Annotated in this window: 20 protein-coding genes; all 20 read right to left on the bottom strand. The window is 48.1% G+C overall.

The genetic code is table 11. The annotated features are described in order from the left end of the window. Window positions 1-751: sporulation transcription factor Spo0A (spo0A, locus tag C1I60_RS21535; protein WP_137063881.1), on the bottom strand; the 751-nt coding region annotated here is incomplete at its 3' end. A gap of 216 nt (window positions 752-967) precedes the next feature. Next, window positions 968-2,128 carry a SpoIVB peptidase gene (spoIVB, locus tag C1I60_RS21540; RefSeq protein WP_137063547.1) on the bottom strand — a complete coding sequence of 387 codons (1,161 nt, stop codon included), beginning with the start codon at window positions 2,126-2,128 and terminating at the stop codon, window positions 968-970. A gap of 123 nt (window positions 2,129-2,251) precedes the next feature. Continuing rightward, the gene (gene recN, locus C1I60_RS21545) at window positions 2,252-3,970 is read right to left on the bottom strand and encodes a DNA repair protein RecN (protein WP_137063548.1); all 1,719 of its coding nucleotides are present in this window, start codon (window positions 3,968-3,970) and stop codon (window positions 2,252-2,254) included. A 59-nt stretch (window positions 3,971-4,029) separates the two neighbouring features. Further along, window positions 4,030-4,479, bottom strand: a complete 450-nt coding sequence (ahrC, locus tag C1I60_RS21550; protein ID WP_014282217.1) for a transcriptional regulator AhrC/ArgR — start codon at window positions 4,477-4,479, stop codon at window positions 4,030-4,032. A gap of 16 nt (window positions 4,480-4,495) precedes the next feature. Next, window positions 4,496-4,972, bottom strand: a complete 477-nt coding sequence (locus C1I60_RS21555; protein WP_137063549.1) for a hypothetical protein — start codon at window positions 4,970-4,972, stop codon at window positions 4,496-4,498. Window positions 4,973-5,126: 154 nt separating this feature from the next. Continuing rightward, window positions 5,127-5,978, bottom strand: coding sequence for a TlyA family RNA methyltransferase (locus C1I60_RS21560; RefSeq protein ID WP_137063550.1), 852 nt, complete (start codon window positions 5,976-5,978; stop codon window positions 5,127-5,129). A 75-nt stretch (window positions 5,979-6,053) separates the two neighbouring features. Then, window positions 6,054-7,952 carry a 1-deoxy-D-xylulose-5-phosphate synthase gene (gene dxs, locus C1I60_RS21565; protein WP_137063551.1) on the bottom strand — a complete coding sequence of 633 codons (1,899 nt, stop codon included), beginning with the start codon at window positions 7,950-7,952 and terminating at the stop codon, window positions 6,054-6,056. A gap of 108 nt (window positions 7,953-8,060) precedes the next feature. Continuing rightward, window positions 8,061-8,984, bottom strand: a complete 924-nt coding sequence (locus C1I60_RS21570; protein WP_137063552.1) for a polyprenyl synthetase family protein — start codon at window positions 8,982-8,984, stop codon at window positions 8,061-8,063. Further along, the gene (gene xseB, locus C1I60_RS21575; protein ID WP_007430920.1) at window positions 8,956-9,216 is read right to left on the bottom strand and encodes an exodeoxyribonuclease VII small subunit; all 261 of its coding nucleotides are present in this window, start codon (window positions 9,214-9,216) and stop codon (window positions 8,956-8,958) included. The genes C1I60_RS21570 and xseB overlap by 29 nt, the downstream gene beginning before the upstream one ends. Continuing rightward, window positions 9,206-10,570: an exodeoxyribonuclease VII large subunit gene (gene xseA / locus C1I60_RS21580; RefSeq protein ID WP_137063553.1), complete on the bottom strand. Its 1,365-nt coding sequence runs from the start codon at window positions 10,568-10,570 to the stop codon at window positions 9,206-9,208. Before xseA ends, xseB begins: the two co-directional genes overlap by 11 nt. A gap of 12 nt (window positions 10,571-10,582) precedes the next feature. Continuing rightward, window positions 10,583-11,440, bottom strand: a complete 858-nt coding sequence (gene folD, locus C1I60_RS21585; RefSeq protein ID WP_137063554.1) for a bifunctional methylenetetrahydrofolate dehydrogenase/methenyltetrahydrofolate cyclohydrolase FolD — start codon at window positions 11,438-11,440, stop codon at window positions 10,583-10,585. A gap of 38 nt (window positions 11,441-11,478) precedes the next feature. Further along, window positions 11,479-11,928, bottom strand: coding sequence for a transcription antitermination factor NusB (gene nusB / locus C1I60_RS21590; RefSeq protein WP_137063555.1), 450 nt, complete (start codon window positions 11,926-11,928; stop codon window positions 11,479-11,481). Window positions 11,929-12,063: 135 nt separating this feature from the next. Beyond that, window positions 12,064-12,297, bottom strand: a complete 234-nt coding sequence (locus C1I60_RS21595) for a DUF2273 domain-containing protein (RefSeq protein WP_137063556.1) — start codon at window positions 12,295-12,297, stop codon at window positions 12,064-12,066. Between the two features lie 15 nt (window positions 12,298-12,312). After that, a complete protein-coding gene (gene amaP, locus C1I60_RS21600; RefSeq protein ID WP_025683329.1) occupies window positions 12,313-12,852 on the bottom strand; it encodes an alkaline shock response membrane anchor protein AmaP in 540 nt (179 codons plus the stop codon). Between the two features lie 73 nt (window positions 12,853-12,925). Then, the gene (locus C1I60_RS21605; RefSeq protein ID WP_007430927.1) at window positions 12,926-13,339 is read right to left on the bottom strand and encodes an Asp23/Gls24 family envelope stress response protein; all 414 of its coding nucleotides are present in this window, start codon (window positions 13,337-13,339) and stop codon (window positions 12,926-12,928) included. Window positions 13,340-13,464: 125 nt separating this feature from the next. Continuing rightward, the gene (gene accC / locus C1I60_RS21610) at window positions 13,465-14,808 is read right to left on the bottom strand and encodes an acetyl-CoA carboxylase biotin carboxylase subunit (RefSeq protein ID WP_137063557.1); all 1,344 of its coding nucleotides are present in this window, start codon (window positions 14,806-14,808) and stop codon (window positions 13,465-13,467) included. 62 nt (window positions 14,809-14,870) lie between these two features. Next, window positions 14,871-15,362, bottom strand: coding sequence for an acetyl-CoA carboxylase biotin carboxyl carrier protein (gene accB / locus C1I60_RS21615; RefSeq protein WP_137063558.1), 492 nt, complete (start codon window positions 15,360-15,362; stop codon window positions 14,871-14,873). A 138-nt stretch (window positions 15,363-15,500) separates the two neighbouring features. Then, window positions 15,501-16,328, bottom strand: a complete 828-nt coding sequence (locus C1I60_RS21620; protein WP_137063559.1) for a SpoIIIAH-like family protein — start codon at window positions 16,326-16,328, stop codon at window positions 15,501-15,503. A 59-nt stretch (window positions 16,329-16,387) separates the two neighbouring features. Continuing rightward, the gene (spoIIIAG, locus tag C1I60_RS21625; RefSeq protein ID WP_137063560.1) at window positions 16,388-17,029 is read right to left on the bottom strand and encodes a stage III sporulation protein AG; all 642 of its coding nucleotides are present in this window, start codon (window positions 17,027-17,029) and stop codon (window positions 16,388-16,390) included. Between the two features lie 16 nt (window positions 17,030-17,045). Further along, complete coding sequence (gene spoIIIAF / locus C1I60_RS21630; RefSeq protein ID WP_137063561.1) at window positions 17,046-17,816, bottom strand: stage III sporulation protein AF; 771 nt, start codon at window positions 17,814-17,816, stop codon at window positions 17,046-17,048. Window positions 17,817-17,827: the final 11 nt, after the last annotated feature.

The following is a 17,827-nucleotide window of genomic DNA, read 5'->3' on the forward strand; positions in this document are numbered from 1 at the left end:
CGCTATTCGTTGGCTTGGATTTGGAGATATTAATCGTATACCCAAACAGGTGAGAGATGCTGTCGATATTGCCACGTGTCCATGCTACCTCGATAGCATGGCGAATAGCGCGTTCCACGCGAGATGCCGTCGTTTTGAATTTTTCGGCGATTGCCGGATATAATGTTTTGGTGATGGCACCCAAAATTTCGATATTATTGTATACCATCGTAATGGCTTCGCGTAAATATTGATAGCCCTTAATATGAGCTGGCACACCGATTTCATGGATAATGGCCGTAATACTGGCATCCAGATTTTTCGTTTTACCCATTGGCACCACATTAGACCGCATGGAAGAAATGGTCACCGGACTGCTGCTAACTAACTGTGGTCCCACCAATTGGCGAACGCGGTTCGCAAGCACTTCCATATCAAACGGCTTCAAAATATAATAAGATGCCCCGAGCTGTACAGCCCTTTGCGTAATATTTTCTTGCCCAAATGCAGTCAGCATAATGATTTTCGGTTGTGGAGACAGGTTCATTTCTCTCAGGCGCTCCAGTACGCCGAGGCCGTCCAGATGAGGCATGATAATATCTAAAATAAGTACATCAGGTACGTTACGGGATTCTGCAATGTGTTGGAGCACTTCTTCACCATTATAGGCGATTCCTGTAACTTCCATATCCTCCTGATCGGAAATATATTCGGCAAGCAAATTCGTAAATTCCCGGTTGTCATCAGCCAACAATACCTCAATTTTTTGCAATGTACTTCCTCCTTATTGAGTGTTATTCAGTTGGGATATCAGTTTACAGCAAATAAATATTTCTTGTCGGAGTATATGATTTCGACATCGAATTATGAATTCCTTCTGTCGAAAATTATTTTTATTTATTTTTTTTATGGTTTCCATTATAATTAATTCTTTAACTTGCTATTACGAGTTTATTCTTTGCCTTTCGACAAAAAAATCTTAAGGCCACTAGCTGGCCTTAAGATTAGAGGATGATTTCAAGCTTACGTTATTCTTTATGATTCCTGCATCACGCAGCATCCATTCGATAAAGCAGCCGTAGCCTGATTTAGGATCGTTAACAAATACATGCGTCACAGCCCCGATGAGCTTGCCGTTCTGAATAATTGGGCTTCCGCTCATCCCTTGTACAATTCCCCCAGTCTTATCCAGCAACTTTGGATCTACGATACGAATAACAAGTCCTTTGGTTGCCGGTTTATCCTGTTGAGAAATGTGTACGACCTCTGCCTTAAACCGCTGAATCTGCTGACCTTCCAATACAGTCAAAATTTCTGCGGGTCCTTCTTTTACTTCATTCGCAAGTGCCACAGGAATTGGCTTGGAATACAAACCATATTGCGGCTCATCTGACATCTTCCCAAAAATCCCAAAGTTTGTGTTTCGTTCAATATTACCTAATACCCGATGATCCTTGAGAAAATGTGCGCGTTTTTCCCCTGGTTCACCACTTTGACTTTTCGCAATTGACGTCACATTGGATTGCACTATTTCCCCGCTCCCCACAACAATGGGGGTCTGGGTATTCATGTCGGTAATAACGTGCCCCAAGGCCCCATATACCCCCTGATCCGGTGCGTAAAAGGTCAAGGTGCCTACACCCGCAGCTGAGTCCCTAATATACAGTCCAAGCCGCCATGCCTTATCATCAAGATCATAAGCTGGTGTTAGCTTGGTGGAAATCGTCTGCTCCCCCCGGCAAAGCGTGATGTCGAGCGGCTTTTTGTTCTTGCCCGCTTCCTCTACAGCCTCCGCTACCCTTGTCAGGCTATCCAAAGGTTTGCCATTCATATGGGTGATCCGATCACCGAGACGAATCCCGGCAGCCTCTCCAGGTGACACCTTGCGATCCATACTTTCCTGAATGACATGATGACCAACAACAAGCACTCCTGAAGATTTTACTTTAACCCCGATCGTCTGACCCCCTGGATATACCCTCAAGTCGGGAATCATGTTCTCTTGAGGCGTCTTCACTGCATGGGAACCGAATAATTCCAGAGAAGCTTGTGAAGGTAGCGCTGCATGCACATGCTTGGCGTTACCGATACAACAAATAAGAAAAACAAGCAAAAGACCGAGCAATTTGATCCTGGAGTAAAAATTCAATGGCTGTCACGCTCCCTTTGCTTCTTTCGCTTGACGAGTAAAGGTGGTCGCCAATTGCGTACCTTTAAGGTAACCTTGCCCCCAGGCTTTTATAACTGTTAATCATTACGCCAGCCGCTCTTTTCAGGTTTTCTTTCCTTCCGCCAAATTCAGCATTTCCTGTGCGTGATGCAAAGTTTTTTCGGTAATTTCCACGCCGCCCAGCATACGTGCCAATTCCTTTATACGTCCGTCCTCATTTAACGCTTCAATTTGCGTCATTGTACGTTCGTCATGAACATTCTTCTCAATTAGGTACTGGTGATCCGCCATACATGCCACCTGCGGCAAATGAGTAATCGAGAACACCTGGCAGACAGAAGACAAACGATACAGTTTTTCGGCAATGGATTGAGCCGCGCGACCGCTTACCCCAGTATCCACCTCGTCAAAAATGAGTACCGGAATTTGATCATGACGTGCAAAAATACTTTTCATCGCCAACATGATACGGGACAGTTCACCACCCGAAGCAATCTTGCCCAGCGGACGAAGCGGCTCCCCCGGATTCGGGGAAATCAGAAATTCCGCATTATCGATGCCCTGCTTGGTTGGTCGTACCCGCCGACCTTTATATTCATATCCGCGTGGATCTTCAATCGGATCAATACGAACCTTGAGTGACGTTCTTTCCATTTGCAGATCCTTTAGCTCCTGCTCTACCTGCTCGGCCAGCTCTTCAGCACAAATTTCACGCGCTTCTGTAAGCTCTTCTGCAATCTGTAGCAAATCCGAAAGCAACTCATCCCGCCTTGCAATTAATTGCTCCAGCCGTTCATCCTTATTTTCCAGCATATCGGTTTCCTGCTCAATACGGCTATAGTATTCCAAAATCTGCTCAATACTATCACCATATTTTCGCTGTAACCCGGTAATTTGATTCAGACGTTGCTCCACTTCATGCAGCTTGCCCGGATTAAATTCAATATCCTCACGGTATGAACGTAATTGGAACGCCGCATCCTCCAGTTGGTAAAAAGCAGATTGAATCTGCTCCGCAATAGGCTGAAGGCTTTTGCTGTCGTAGCTTTGGACATCATTCAGTCTGGACAACACGTTATTGATCATATCCAGTCCACCTCTGCCGCTTAGCAGATCGTAGGCTCCTGATATCCCATCCATCATTTTCTCACTATGGGATAGCTTGACCCGTTCTTCTGCCAATAATTCATCCTCTCCCAATTTAAGCTCGGCAGCAGCAATTTCCTCCAACTGAAACCGATACATGTCCAATAACTGATAGGCCTTTTGGCTGGAACTTTGCAGCTCTCGTACTTCTTTTTCCGCTTTGACAAAAGCATTGTAGCGCTCTCTGTAAAGTGTTTTGACCGGACCGATGACCGAATCACCGAACGTATCCAGCAACGCCAAATGGCGGTCTGCACGTAGCAAACTTTGATGCTCATGCTGACCGTGAATATTGACGAGCTGCTCACCCACCTCACGCAGCATCGTTAAATTGACCATTTGACCATTAATCCGCGATGAACTTTTGCCTTGAACGGTCAGTTCCCTCCGAATCAATAGATGTTCTTCTGCATTTGCCTTGATTCCTTGCTCTTCTAACGTTACCCAAACCGGATGCTTAATCGGCAGTTCAAACAGTGCCTCCATCTCTGCTTTATCACACCCATAACGGACCAGATCGGCCGAACCTCTACCTCCAGCAATCAGACCGAGGGCATCAATAATGATGGATTTACCCGCGCCTGTTTCCCCGGTCAATACGTGGAACCCTTTATAAAAATGAACATCGACAGCCTCTACAACTGCCAAATTTCGTATAGATAAAGTGACCAGCATCGTTCTTTCACCTCTATGATGTACAAATTCAAACGTCTAAATGGGCTAAGAAATAATATTTAGGAAATGTAGCCCATAAGACGATTCACAATGGCCTCGCTGTTCTCTTCTGATCGGCAAATAATCAAAATGGTGTCATCCCCGCTTATGGTACCCATAATTTCAGGCCATTCAATATTGTCCAATAATGCAGCAATCGAGTTCGCCGTTCCCGGAAGGCACTTCATTACGATCAGATTGGTCGTATAGTCAATATGTAGAAAGTTGTCGACCAATGTACGTTTCAGTTTCTGCGCCGGATTATATCGCTGATCTGAAGGCATCGAATATTTGTACCTGCCATCATCCATCGGGACTTTAATAAGCAGCAGTTCCTTGATGTCCCGAGATACAGTGGCTTGAGTGACCTGAAAACCTGCCTTGCGTAAAGCTTCGACCAGATCGTCCTGCGTTTCAATTTCCCGTTGTGAAATAATTTCCCTGATTTTAATATGTCGTTGACCCTTCATAAAATCCTCCTATGGATTAATCCTTATATTCCTCTTCTTCAATGTCTTCCGCTAATGTAATAAGGCGGATATTCCGTTCGTCAATATCAACGTACAATACGCCCGCACAGCCCGGATAAAGCAGCAGATAAGGCATAAGCCTGTCCCGCAAATCAGGACCATTCCACTCCATCGGTCTCTTGCGGCGTGACGTTTTGACCATATATGTTGAACCATTTCGCACAGCCACGTAGTCTATAAACAAACGGCTATACACGGTATGTCCATTCACTTTAAAAGCAAGCGGTATTTTCATTTTTCCGCCCACCAGTTCATAACCCGCGTCTTCCAGCAAGTCCACAGCAGGCCCTTCGTCCAACTCTTCGTTAATTGGTATGGTCTTTAATACAAGCGGTCCCGGCTCCTTTAACCAGGTGCGTAAACCGTAAAAAGCCCATACCGCTAATATTACGCCGATCACAACAATGATAACCGTATCATATCGCGTGTCCATGAATCGATCACCTCATGGACATATTCTAGAACAGGAGGTGAAATCCCTTTTCTCCTGTATACCTCATTATAGGCGAACGTAAGTTCGTTAATCAATCCCTCACACCAAAAAGAGGTTCCCTTAAGTTCACAGAACTCTTGAGAACCCCTGAATGTTACTTACGCGACGGATCATTATTGAAGGTCTGCCCTGCTTCCTGAACAGTAAGGTCAATTAGCGAGCGGAAATCAACGTTTTCCTGTTGCAAGTCTGCATTAGCAGACTTATCCAAACGCCAATGCGCCAAAAATTCAATATTGCCTTCTCCACCGGTAATAGGAGAATAAGCCAATCCTTGCAGCGAAAGTCCAAGCTCGTGTGAGAACGTCAGGATGGTTTGCAATACTTCTTTGTGTGTTGCGGGATCGCGGACAACGCCGGATTTCCCCACCTTTTCACGTCCGGCTTCAAATTGCGGCTTAATCAGAGCCACAATGTCAGCAGGCTGATGCAGCAACGCAAGCAATGGCGGCAAAATAATGCGCAGCGAAATAAAAGAAACATCGATACTTGCGAAATTCGGTATAGGACCGTTTAAATCCGCAGGTGTCGTATACCTGAAATTCGTTTTCTCCATTACGCATACCCGTTCGTCATTACGAAGCGACCAGTCCAGCTGATTATATCCCACGTCAATGGCATATACATACTCCGCTCCATGCTGGAGGGCACAATCCGTAAAACCTCCGGTGGATGAGCCGATATCCAGCATCGTCTTGCCCTTCATGTCCAGCTCGAATTGACGGATAGCCTTTTCCAGCTTCAACCCTCCACGGCCTACATACGGATGCACTGCACCCTTTACTTTAAGCTCACTGTCGCGTGGTACCTTCATACCCGCCTTCTCGATCCGTTCACTGTCCGCCAGTACCAGCCCTGCCATAATTGCAGCTTTGGCTTTTTCACGGCTTTCAAAAAAGCCTTGCTCTACAAGTAATACATCAATGCGTTCCTTCGGAACAGACATGTTAATCTCCCTTTAAGGCAGCTACGCTGCTCTTGTCATACTTTTTCATTAATATCATCGTTGTCACAAATTCTACTATACCGATTGACCCATGCCATACACTGGCTCGGAAACCCATTTGCGAAGCTTCAGGCACACGGCTTCAACGGTAAGACCTACCTCGGCGCGTTGCTCCTTGATCGAGCCATGCTCGACGAACAGATCAGGAATCCCCATCAGACGCACCTGTGCATTTTGCATTTCTTCTTTGGCGTAAAATTCCAGCACGGCACTACCCAAGCTTCCCGCTTCAGAAGCTTCTTCCAAAATGATCAGCTTCGTATGCTGTTGGGCCAGCTCACGCAGCATATCTTCATCCAACGGCTTAAGGAAACGCGCATTGACGACACCCACCTGCAAACCTTCCCGCTTCATGGCCTCCGCAGCCTCTGTCGCCACCTGAAGCATCGGACCTGAAGCGATTACAGCGTAGCCCTCACCCTTGCGGAGAAGCTCCCAACTACCGATGGGTATGGCCTTCAGTTCTGTGTCCAACGGCACACCAACCACATTAACACGCGGATAGCGATAAGCAATCGGACCATCGTCGTAATCAAGCGCTGTTTTCATCATATGGCGCAGCTCGTTTTCATCCTTAGGCATCATAAGCACCAGATTGGGGATATGACGTAAAAATGCTACGTCGAACACGCCATGGTGCGTTTCTCCGTCGGCCCCGACAAAACCGGCACGGTCAATCGCAAACATCACATTCGCATTATGACGACATATATCATGTACAATTTGATCATAAGCACGCTGCATAAAAGTGGAGTAGACCGCAAATATCGGCTTCATCCCTTCCATTGCCAACGCAGCACACATAGTAGCAGCATGTTGCTCAGCAATACCAACGTCAATCATACGTGCAGGAAATTCCTTGCTGAACGGCACCAGTCCGGAACCACTAGGCATGGCAGGCGTAACCGCTATAATACGTTCGTCCTGTTCAGCCATCTCAATCAGGGTCCGTCCAAAAATTTCCGTATACATGGGGTTGCCCACTGCCTTGAGTACCTGACCGGATTCCATTTTGTACGGACTGATTCCGTGCCATTTGTGTGAATCTGCCTCCGCAGGCTTGTAACCCTTGCCCTTAGTGGTAACGACATGCACCAGCACAGGGCCAGTGACGTTATCAGCCTGCTTGAAGGTTTCGATCAGCTTCGGCAAATCATGTCCGTCGACCGGACCGAGATACGTAAGCCCCAACTCCTCAAACAGCACGCCCGGCACCATCATATATTTAAGACTGTCCTTAACACGGCCAGCCGATTTGGCAAGTTTACCGCCGATAGCAGGTATTTTTTTCAGCAAAACTTCCAGCTCATCCTTAGCCCGCAAATAATGACGGTCCGAGCGGATTTTGCTCAAATAATTATGCATGGCCCCTACATTCGGCGCTATGGACATTTCATTGTCATTCAGAATGACCATCAAGTTTTTACGTTCGTGTCCGATATGATTCAAGGCTTCGAAGGCCATGCCTCCAGTCAACGCTCCATCCCCGATCATAGCAATGACTTTATTGTCCTCGCCTTTCAAATCACGAGCCAAGGCCATCCCCATCGCAGCCGACAAAGAAGTGCTACTATGTCCAGCTTCCCAAACATCATGCTCGCTCTCGCTTCTTTTTACAAAACCGCAAAGTCCATCACGTTGGCGGAGGGTATCAAACCGGTCCATTCGCCCTGTCAATATTTTGTGCACGTAGGCCTGATGCCCAACGTCATAAATCATTTTGTCCTTCGGACTGTTATAGCAGTAATGCAGGGCGATTGTGAGCTCAACCACTCCCAGATTCGATGCCAGGTGCCCCCCAGTCACGGACAGCTTCTCAATCAAAAAGCTCCTGATTTCCTCGGCTAGAGAATCCAACTCCTCAACCGACAGTGATTTCAGATCGCCTGGTTGCTTTATGTGTGGAAGCAGCACGCATATCTCCCCGCTTTCCTTCAAGTTTGTGTGTAAAGTTAACAAATATTATATCACACTCTGTGACCTTGCTTAAACTCTAGACAAGCCAAAGATACTTTAACCGCACTAGTGATCACGCTTCATCAGGTAATCCGCAATCTCTAGCAAACGCGAAGAATCCGGTATATTGCCTTCTATTAACGCTTTTTTGGCAGATGCCGTGAGTTTCTCTACTTGCTGCTGGGATGCCTCCATACCGATAAAAAACGGATAAGTTACCTTTTCCTGTTCAACATCACTTTGCGTTTTTTTACCCATTTTGCTCTCATCGCCTATAAGATCCAGTATATCGTCCTGAATTTGAAAAGCCAAACCAAGGTCTCGTCCAAATTGGCGAAGCGCTTCTAATTGATTCTTGTCCGCTCCGCCAATCCGTCCACCTGCCAAGAGGGAGAAAATGATCAAATCTGCGGTTTTATGGAGATGGATGTACTCCAGTTCCTCGATCCCTGTCATCCCCTGCTCGCCGGACATATCCGCGACCTGACCGCCTACCATGCCCCGTGCCCCGCTCATTTCGGACAACTCCTCCACGATGGACAGTAGCGCATCGGAGGAAATCCCGTGCCGCCGACCTGTCTGTACGACACTGTAAAAAGCGTGGGTCAGCAATGCATCCCCTGCAAGTACAGCAACCGCCTCACCGTATACCTTATGATTCGTCAGTTTGCCCCGGCGATAATCATCATCATCCATGGCTGGTAAGTCGTCGTGAATCAGGGAGTACGTATGTACCATTTCTACCGCACATGCTACGGGTAACGCTGCCTCCCGGCTTCCGCCGAATGCTTCGGCAGCTGCGATCACAAGCAGAGGCCGCAGGCGTTTTCCACCTGCGGTGAGTGAATAATTCATGGATTCACGAAGAACGGCCGGAATACTCCAATGAGCTGGGAATTGCTCGGTCAATGCAGACGAAACCTCGTCCACCGTCCCGGTCAAATATTCCTTGAACGACGGTTTATTCAACGCCTTCACCACCGTTTTCATCCAATCCGCCGCCGAAAGGCTTCTTGCGCAAATCTCCGTCCTCTTCCACAATCATTTCAATTTTACGCTCAACTTGCTCCAGCTTCTGACTGCAAAGCTGAGACAGCTTCATACCACGCTGGAACAAATCAATGGCTTGCTCCAGAGGAACGTCTCCATGCTCCAGTTGTCCGACAATTTCTTCAAGAGCGGCCATAGCCGCTTCAAAATTCAATTCCGTTTCATTCGCCACCGTGCTTCGCGTCCTCCTTCATTCCCCATACTTGGCAGTCCAACTGCCCGTCACTCACTTTAATCTTGATGGAATCCCCCGGCTGTATGTCTTTTAACGACTTGATTAGCCGTTTCTCCTGCTCATCATACACAAGGCTGTAGCCTCGCGACATGACCTTAAGCGGGCTAAGCGCATCCAACTGACGAATACCCGCGTGCAACTGCTGGCGTCCCGTCTTGGTAACGGCACGCATCGCAGACTCCAACTGACGTTGTGCCACATCCGTCTGTTTGCGGGCCGAACGGATTTGTTCACGCGGGTTAAACCGCTCCAGTACCTGACGCATACGCGCGTTCTTTTCCGCGTTCAGACGCGAACGATTGCCTGCTGCACGGATGAGCCGTTGATGCAGCATGTCCATGCGCTCCGCATGCTGTAGCATATAGCGGCGCGGGTGCAGCAGCACCGGTGAGCGCCGAAGCCGGGTCAACCGCTCACGGCTGGTTTCCAGCCGCTGTCGGAGTGCGTTACGTAATCGCTTTTCCCGCTGGAGTAGCTGATCTCGCAACTCTTGCTGATGAGGCACAGCCAGCTCGGCGGCTGCAGTCGGCGTAGCCGCACGCAAATCGGCTACAAAATCGGCAATCGTAAAATCCGTTTCATGACCGACGGCTGAAATGACCGGAATCCCCGATGCAAAAATGGCACGCGCAACCGCTTCCTCGTTAAACGCCCATAACTCCTCAAGCGAGCCACCGCCCCGCCCGACGATCATCACCTGAACCTCCTGCATACGGTTCATAGCTTCAATCGCTTTAACGATAGCGGGCGCAGCACCTTTTCCCTGCACAAGCACAGGATATAGCACAATTCCAGCCTGAGGGTATCTCCGTTGAAGCGTCGTGATAATATCGCGTACGGCAGCTCCGGTTGGTGAAGTAATGACACCGATTGTCGACGGGTGAGCAGGCAATTTGCGCTTGCGGGCGCTGTCGAACAGCCCTTCAACATCCAGCTTTTGCTTGAGCTGCTCATATGCAAGATAGAGACTTCCGACGCCATCAGGCTGCATCTGGGTCGCATAAAATTGATACTGTCCATCTCTTTCGTACACAGATACGTTTCCCCGGGCAATAACACGCGTACCTTCCTTTGGCACAAAGGGGAGCCGCTGATTATGGGTCGCAAACATAATCGAACGGATGCGGCTACCCTCATCCTTGAGCGTAAAGTACATATGACCACTCGAATGATGCGTAAAGTTAGAAATTTCCCCGCGTATCCATACGTCGGACAGCACCTGATCCGATTCCAGCTTCATCCGGATATAGCGATTCAGGTCCTTAATAGAGTAAATACGCTGTTCAGCCACAGACAACCGCCCTTATGCCAAACCGTGCGACCGCTTGGCCGCTACGAGTGTATTTTGCATCAGCATGGTAATCGTCATTGGACCTACACCGCCGGGAACAGGGGTAATCGGACCGGATACTTGCTTCACGCTCTCAAAATCAACGTCACCCGCCAGTTTTCCGCTCTCCAGACGATTCATGCCTACATCAATGACCACCGCTCCGGGCTTCACGAAAGAAGCATCAATAAAGTTGGCTTTGCCAATGGCAACCACCAAAATATCCGCTTGCCGACTCAGCTCGGCGATATTCGCCGTACGAGAGTGGCACATGGTCACCGTAGCATTTTCGCGCTGCAACAACAGCGATACCGGCTTGCCCACGATATTACTGCGACCAATGACCACCGCATGCTTGCCTGCAATTTCTACCCCGGCACGCTTGATCAGCTCAATGACACCAGCAGGAGTACAGGGCAGTAGACTATCATCACCGATGACCAGATTCCCTACGTTCACCGGATGGAATCCATCCACATCCTTCTCGACTTCAATAGCGTCAATGACTGCTTTTTCATGAATGTGTTTTGGCAACGGAAGCTGTACCAGAATCCCGTGAATATTACTTTGGTGATTCAGTTTGTCCACCAGTTTCAGCAATGCTTCCTGCGAAGTATCCGCTGCCAGCCGATGTACCTCGGAATAATAACCGAGATCATGACATGCTTTTTCCTTGTTTCTAACATATACCTGAGAAGCAGGGTCTTCACCTACCAGTACGACAGCCAGTCCAGGCTGAAAGTTGTGCTCCTTCAGACGGACGACCTCCTGCTGAATGCTTGCTCGAATATCTTTAGAGATTTGTTTGCCATCAATGATCGGTGCTGACATATTCAACCACTCTCCAACCTGAGTAAAATAATCTCAACTTAAAACCGTGCTTTCAATTGCTCCAGCTCTTGTATAATTCGTCCCAGAACACCGTTGACAAATTTACCGGACTCCTCGGTGCCAAAATGCTTGGACAATTCAATCGCTTCATTGACTGCAACTTTAGCTGGAACATCCTCACGAAAAATCATTTCATATGCCGCCAGTCTCAAAATCTGGCGATCCACGCGTGAAAGTCTGCTGATCTGCCAACCTTTAAGATAATCCACCAGAAGTTTGTCAATCGCTTCCTTGTGCTCCCAGGTACCTCGCACATGCTCCAATACGTAAGTCCTTAATACTGCTGCATTTTTGATGACTACTTCCGCTTCGTTTTCCTCTGCGGCTTCCTGTAGCAGCATATCCACAGCTGCTGCCGCATCCACTTCATTCATTTCCATATGGTACATGCTTTGTACCGCTATTTCCCTCGCCAGACGTCTTTTCATGCCCTGCCTCCTACGCTTGCCTGTATCTATTTTTTCATTTTAACCAATTCCACAAAAAAACCTGTGAACGCATCCTCCAAAACGTTGGGCGCAAAGAAGCTACAGCTCTATTTTGGAGAAAGCGTATCACAGGGTTCATTTAAAAGGACGCCAACGCTGCGACAGCCAGTCGCTCCATTCCTTCCAAGGGAGGAGGGAACCAAGCGCTGCGTCGCTACGTCTTCCTAACGTATATCCGATGAACACCATCAATGCAAAGAACAACATATTCCAAAAGCCTGCCCACAAATAAATAAACCCGAAAAAAATGCCGGCCGTAATCCCCATGATCCGACCCTTGTAACTTCCCCATATTTCTTTCCAGGGCATCAGGGAAAATCACCTCTATTCCACACGACTCTTAAAGCTTGGTGACTGAGAAACATTGGCGATGTACACAGACACATTGGACACAGGAATTCCCGTAATTTCTTCCACATGGTCGTGTACCCCCTTTTGTACCTCGGAGGTTAACACCGGAATCGAACTTTCCCCGTCCACAACCGCCCGAATCGTAATATCAAGTCCCGATTCCAGCACGCGAATACGTGCTTTCAAATCCTGTATCCCACGAAATCTGGAGGCCGCTTTGAGACACAGATTTTCGATGGTATCCACTGAAATCTGAATGTCGCCGTACTCCGTTCGTTGATCTATAGAATGCTGTACCGTTTGGTTCCGGCGAATGGAGATATAGAAAACCCGGAGACTCAAAAGCAGCAGCACTCCTGCAATAATCAGGCTGGTAAACCACACAATCCGCTCATCCTGAATGCTTAAGGCATACGGAATGGCCCCGCTCAGGAGGAGGATGGCGAGAATGGAAATAATTCCAATACTTAAGCTGTACAAGAACAGCAGAAGTCTGTCCATAACTTTAGCCACGAAACGCACAGCCTCCTTAAATTAGAGTAAACCCTCGACCCTTAAGGGTCGGGGGTTTGTACAAAGTATCGCTCTATTTAACCCGTCCGGCGCCCAGAACTTCCGGCTCTTCTACTTTTTCGGCACTTTTGAATTGAACATCATGAATTTGCACGTTCACTTCAACAACATTAAGACCTGTCATAGTTTCAATGGAACGCTTAACATTGTGCTGAATAGCAGCAGCCACCTCAGGCAGACGGTTACCGTACTCGATAATGACGGAGACGTCTACAGCTGCTTCACGCTGTCCGACTTCCACTTTTACACCTTTGGACAAATTTTTGCGGCCCAGCAGTTCGGCAAACCCGCCTGCAAATCCCCCACTCATTCCCGCTACGCCCGGCACCTCAACGGTTGCCAGTCCGGCAATGACTTCAATAACCTCCGGGGCAATCTGAATCTCCCCAATTTCTGTACGCTCGAATTCGGTTGGCACTGTGCTCATACCTTCAACACCTTTCGGTCAAAATAAGTTTCACTTCAGCTTTGGATTTCAAAGCAGACATGCTCACTTATTATCCATACTATATCATTTGGCGTTCATTATGACAAACTGAGGAAATATACCGATTAAACTTCGTTTTCCTCCAAAAATTTAATATCAAAATCGCCCTTGACGAAGGTCGGATGCTCCAACAATCGTTGATGAAAAGAAATCGTTGTCGGTATGCCTTCAATAGCAAATTCAGACAGAGCCCGCTTCATTTTGGCAATCGCTTCCTGACGTGTAGGCGCCCACACAATCAATTTGGCGATCATGGAGTCATAATAAGGAGGAATGCTGTAACCCGGATAAGCTGCGCTGTCCACGCGTACCCCAGGACCGCCTGGAGGCAAATAAAATCCGATTTTACCGGGTGCAGGCATAAAATTGCGATCCGGGTCCTCGGCGTTAATACGACACTCCATCGCCCACCCATTGATGGTGACTTCTTCCTGTGTAAAAGAAAGCGGATGCCCTTCAGCGACCAAAATCATTTCCTTAATCAAATCCACACCGGTGATCATCTCTGTTACGGGATGTTCAACCTGTATACGTGTATTCATTTCCATAAAATAAAATTGATTATCCGGTCCAAGCAAAAATTCCAGCGTTCCTGCACCGGAGTATTGTACAGCCAAAGCAGCACGAACAGCTGCCTGCCCCATTTCTTCACGCACATCCTGCGAAAGCACAGGACACGGCGCTTCCTCCAGCAGCTTCTGACGACGACGCTGCACAGAACAGTCCCGTTCGCCCAGATGCGCAACATTGCCGTGCTTGTCCGCTATGATCTGAATTTCCACGTGCTTCATACCGGTCAAATATTTTTCAAGATACACACCTGCGTTGCCAAACGCTTTTTGCGCTTCCTGCTGGGCGGTTGTAATTTGTTGAATAAGATTATCCTCATCCTCAGCGATACGGATACCTTTACCGCCGCCACCTGCGGTGGCCTTGATGATTACCGGATAGCCAATATCGCGAGCTATGGTAATGGCATCCTGCAAATCCTCCACCAGCCCGTCCGAACCCGGAATGACCGGAACCCCGGCATCCTTCATCGTCTGCTTGGCGACAGCCTTATCCCCCATTTTGTTAATCGCTTCTGGAGAAGGACCAATAAACGTAATATTGCAAGATTCGCAAATTTCAGCGAAGTCGGCGTTTTCAGCCAAAAATCCGTAACCTGGATGGATCGCATCACATTCAGTCAATGTCGCAACGCTCATCAGGTTCGTAAAATTCAGGTAGCTGTCCTTGGACAGGGTCGGTCCGATACAGTAAGCCTCGTCTGCGAGACGCACATGTAACGAATCCTTGTCGGCTTCCGAATACACGGCAACCGTCGAAATATTCATTTCGCGGCAAGCGCGAATGATACGAACCGCAATTTCTCCACGATTCGCAATCAATACTTTTTGAAATGTCATGACTTTATCCTCCCTGGGAGCAGCCTTGCTGAACCCTCAAACAGAGGGTTCAAGCGAGCGTCTTACTCCGGTTTCACAAGGAACAATGGCTGGCCATACTCGACCAACTGTCCGTTTTCGGCCAAAATTTCCACAATTTCGCCCTTCACTTCAGCTTCCAGCTCGTTCATCAGCTTCATCGCTTCAATAATACATACCGTTGTTTTCTCGCCTACTTTACTGCCGATACTCACATACGGAGCCGTATCCGGGGATGAAGAACTATAGAAAGTCCCTACCATCGGAGATACGATTTTATGTAGATTGCTTGCATATTCCTTGGTTTCCCCAACTGATGCATGTCCTGCATCGGATTGTGCTTGTGGATTCGGAATAGCAGTTTGTGGTGCCGCTGTATAAACAGGTGCTGCCACAGGGGCCTGTACAGTAACGATCTCGCTTTTGCCCGGTTTACGGATCAACAGCCGAGTTCCTTCATTTTCAATTTCAAGCTCATGTACAGACGTTTCATCCACCAGCTTGATCAATTCCTTAATCTCGCTTAATTTGAACATCTCTATTAATCACTCCTTCAGCATTTTGCCGGTTGCTGATTACATTGTTGAAACAGCTTTATGTATTATATCACAATCATTAAAAATAGAAAGAGCCCGGAAATGTGCAGAAATCCGGGCTTTTTCTCGATTATTGTCTTATTGTGTAACATACTGGACACTGATCTTATCCTGTGTTACGTTCAATTCTTTCATGACTTTATCGACGATCGTTACCGCTTGTTTGGCATCCAGTTTTTCACTCAGAACTACTACCTTGTATTTATCAGCATCTTCTTCGCGGACCACCGCATTGGCGAACTGCTGCTGAAGCTCTTCCTCAATTCCGGTGATTTTCGCCTGTTTGTCTTCCAGTACATGTAGTTCTTTTTGTGCTTCAGCGGCTTTTTTGGCAGTGCTATCGTTCATTGCAGTCGTCAGCTCGTCATTTTTCTTTTGATTTGCCACATCCCGCTCCAGCAAGTAGTTGTCGATAACAGCAGCGGCCGTAGGCTTCGCGGCTTGTTCCGTTGCCACCTGATCGAGTACCTGCTGGTCTGTTTTCGCGGTGGACGCTGTTTTGTCCTCACTTTTTGCCGTCGTATCTGGCGTGGCAGCAGTAGTGTTTTGATCTGATTTAGCAGACTCAGTAGTCTGGGTGGCGGCCGTATCTTTATTTTCGCCTGTAGTAGATTCGGTAGCAGGATCCGTTGCAGCAGCCTTGTCTGTCTTTGCGGAAGAGACAGTTCCTTCTCCGGTCACCTCTCCATTAGTCACCACTTCATTTACTTTCAGCTCGTTCAGTTGCTCTTCTGCCTTGCCTGTCGCTTCCTGGGCGGTATCCTGCTTAACCTTGCTCACTTGCTCACTATCCGCCACAGGCGGGTTAGCCGGGCTGGAGTCCTCTGTAAACAGATAGTACGCAGACAACACGACCATTAAACTCAGCATGGACACCAGCCAAACGGTTTGTCTTTTATTATTCATGTTCCGTCCTCCAATATCATTAAATTAGGATTTTCATTTATCCCTGCTTATGATTTCAATTATCCCTGCTTGCGCGGGACGACTGAAATTTTATAGGAAGGCACATTGAGGCCTTTCTGTACGGCATCCACAATCAACTGCTTCACGGTGGGGTTTTCTGCTCCCATCGCTACCACCAGCACTCCCCTCACCTGCGGCTTTACTTTTTTTGTAACAATCGGGGTGTGTTGACCTCCTGACGATTCATAGGTGACAATCTCTCCATCGCGTGTATATTGAGTGGTATGTCGCTGGCCGCCATTGGCATCCGTCTCGTTATTTTCTTCCTGCATATCCTTCACATTACGCTGAACGATGACTTCCTCAGTGGAGTCAACCGTAACCATGACATCGACCGTCCCTACACCAACAATCTGCTCCAGCATCTGCTTCATATTATCTTCGAACACTTTCTCAATCCCGGCAAAGGAACTTTCCTCCCCCCCCGTTGTCTGAAGTGAAGGTTCATTTTTCATCACGCCAGGCGGCTCTCGCCCCACGTTTTCAGGATCCACCTTTTTCACATTCACGAACGAATTAAAAAGCATGATCGCGACCCCGATAAGACCGAGAATAAGCAGCCAGCGAAATGAATTGAACCTTTTGGGTCCGTCTGCCCCCCCGCCCATCCATTGCTCCAACTTTTTCATCCATTTGCCCATTTCTGCTCACCTCCTGTTACCATTCATGTGTACCGTCCTGTGAAGAAAGCACCTGCACATTTTTGCTGTCGATCCCCCATTTTTCGTACAACAGTCTCGTAATTAAGCCGAAAGTTTGCGTATCTGCTGTCTTTTCACCATCAGAGCCTTCCGCATGGTTGTTGGCACCCTCTAACGTCCCCTTCTCTTGGTCCGATGCTTTTACAGGTGTTGGCTCTATGCGGATATTTACTGCTTTTTCAGCGACAGGCTCTACCATAATCGGCTTGGAGTCCGAACCTGGCGGGATATTCGTGCTTTTCTCCTTACGCCCAGCCTGCTGCTCCGCCAACTTAACCACGACCGACTGAATCCCCGTTCCAGCCTCCAGATCGGATGCTCCCTGCTTCATCTGAGCAAGCGTAACCTGAACTGATTGAACCGCAAGCCCGGTACTCTGCTCCAGTTGTCCCTTCATTTCCTTGGCGACCTCTTGGCCAGCCCATTGCATGGAGCTTTGCTCCTGTTGCCGCTTCAGCTTGTTGCCTTTTGCCAATATTTCCTCCAATGTCGGTTCGCCCTTGCCCGTCTCTGCCTGACGTTGAAGATCAAACGCGCGCCCCAGAAGCTCAGAAGGATTAGTACTCAGCAAACGCACGACCGGAGAAAGCAGCGTCAGTAGAATAAGCAGGCTGAGTACGAGCTTGACATATCTTTCCATGGAACGGCTTGGCAAAATCATATCGATAAAAGAAGCCAGCAGCACAATCAGCACCAGTTCCTTAAGCCAGCCTCCCAGCCAGGTCACGTCACTCCCCT

Source organism: Paenibacillus terrae, from assembly GCF_005217525.1.
Classification (GTDB): Bacteria; Bacillota; Bacilli; order Paenibacillales; family Paenibacillaceae; genus Paenibacillus; species Paenibacillus terrae_C.